Source organism: Fundidesulfovibrio sp. (genome assembly GCF_058402725.1).
Window position 1 is genome coordinate 1 of the sequence record NZ_JBZVFJ010000340.1, and the last position, 1,614, is coordinate 1,614.

At 71.3% G+C, this 1,614-nt stretch carries 2 protein-coding genes; one reads left to right on the forward strand and one right to left on the reverse strand.

Translation table 11 applies throughout. The features are described from left to right. Positions 1 to 833: HD domain-containing phosphohydrolase (locus ACV4UX_RS19370; protein WP_491594910.1), on the forward strand; the 833-nt coding region annotated here is incomplete at its 5' end. Positions 834 to 902: 69 nt separating this feature from the next. Here ACV4UX_RS19370 and ACV4UX_RS19375 read toward each other — a convergent pair. Beyond that, positions 903 to 1,614: NAD-binding protein (locus ACV4UX_RS19375; RefSeq protein WP_491594911.1), on the reverse strand; the 712-nt coding region annotated here is incomplete at its 5' end.

Here is a 1,614-nt window from a genome sequence, read left to right on the forward strand (position 1 = left end):
CTGTTCTGCTCCAGGGCGGCGTCCACGGCCGTGGTGAGCTGCTCCATGGAGCAGGGCTGCTCAACCTGGAGAAGGACCTCCTGCGCAACACGCTCCTGGGCAGCGTGAGCGTGATCGTGGAGATCCTTTCCATGGTCAATCCCCAGGCGTTCGGCCGCTCCGACCGCATCCGGCGGCTGGTGACGGGGCTGGCCAGGGAGATGAAGCTGCCCGGGGCCAGCAAGTACGAGCTGGCGGCGCTGCTCTCCCAGCTCGGCTGCGTCACCGTGCCGCACGAAATCCTCGTCAAGCGCTACTCCGGCCTCCAGCTGGACCCCGAGGAGCAGCACGCCTTCGACCTGGGCATCCGCACGGCCTCGACGCTCATCAAGAAGATTCCCCGCATGGAGGAGGTGGCCGACATCATCCTCTGCCAGCTGGACTCCCCCGAGCCGGGCATCGAGGGCACCCTGGGCGCGCGCCTGCTGCTCCTGGCCCTGGACTACGACGACCTGCTCCTGGCCGGAAAAACCCAGCAACAGGCCCTGGACGCACTGCGCGAGCGCCCCACGCGCTACGGCGCGCCGCTCCTGGCCGCGCTGGAGGCCCTGGTGGACGGGGAGGACTGCCGCCAGATCCGCGACGTGCGCCTGCCGGGTCTGGCCCCGGGCATGATCCTGGCCGCGGACATGCGCGCCGTGGACGGCACGCTCATGCTCTCGCGCGGGCTGGCCATCACGGAATTCATCCTGGAGCGCCTGCACTCGCTCTCGGCCATCGTGCCCATCCACGAACCCATCCGGGTCTACGAGGGCCAGAGCAGGGTCTGCCCGCCCCCGGCCGGGGTGCGCTGAACCAGACGAAGCCCGTCCGGGCCGGAGCGCGGACGGGCTTTCCTTCCGAAAGTTCCCGGCAAGAAGGCGTTATCCCTTGCGCCTGGCCTCCACGCCCGCCAGCTTCTCCCAGTGGCGGATCAGCGCGCCGTGGTCGGCGTCGCCCAGGCCCGAGGCCATGAGCCCCTGCATCACCTCCAGAAGCTGCGCCGTGAGCGGCAAGGGCACATTGAGCGCGTGGGAGGTCTCCAGCACGTTGCCCAGGTCCTTGGCGTGCAGGCGGATGCGGAAGCCAGGGTCGAACTTGCCGTCCATCACCAGGGGGGCCTTGGCGTCGAAGACCGTGCTCCCGGCCAGCCCGGCGCGGATGGCCTTGTGCACCACGTCGGGGCCCACCCCGGCCTTGGCCGCCAGCACCAGGGCCTCGGACATGGCCGCGATGTTGCCCGCCACCATGATCTGGTTGGCCAGCTTGGCCACGTTGCCCGCGCCCACCTCGCCCACGTGGGTCACGGTGGCGGCCATGGTCTGGAGCACGGGCAGGCAGCGCTCGAAATCGGCCTGGGCGCCGCCGGCCATCACGGCCCGGGTCCCTTCCACGGCCTTGGGTTCGCCGCCGCTCACGGGGGCGTCCACCATGCCCACGCCCCTGGCGGCCAGCTCGGCGGCGATCTCGCGGGCGGCCAGGGGCGCGATGGAACTCATGTCCGCCAGCACCAGGCCCGCAGCCGCGCCCTCGGCCACGCCCCCCGGCCCCAGGGCCACCTGGCGCACCTCGGGGGAGTTGGGCAGCATGGTGACC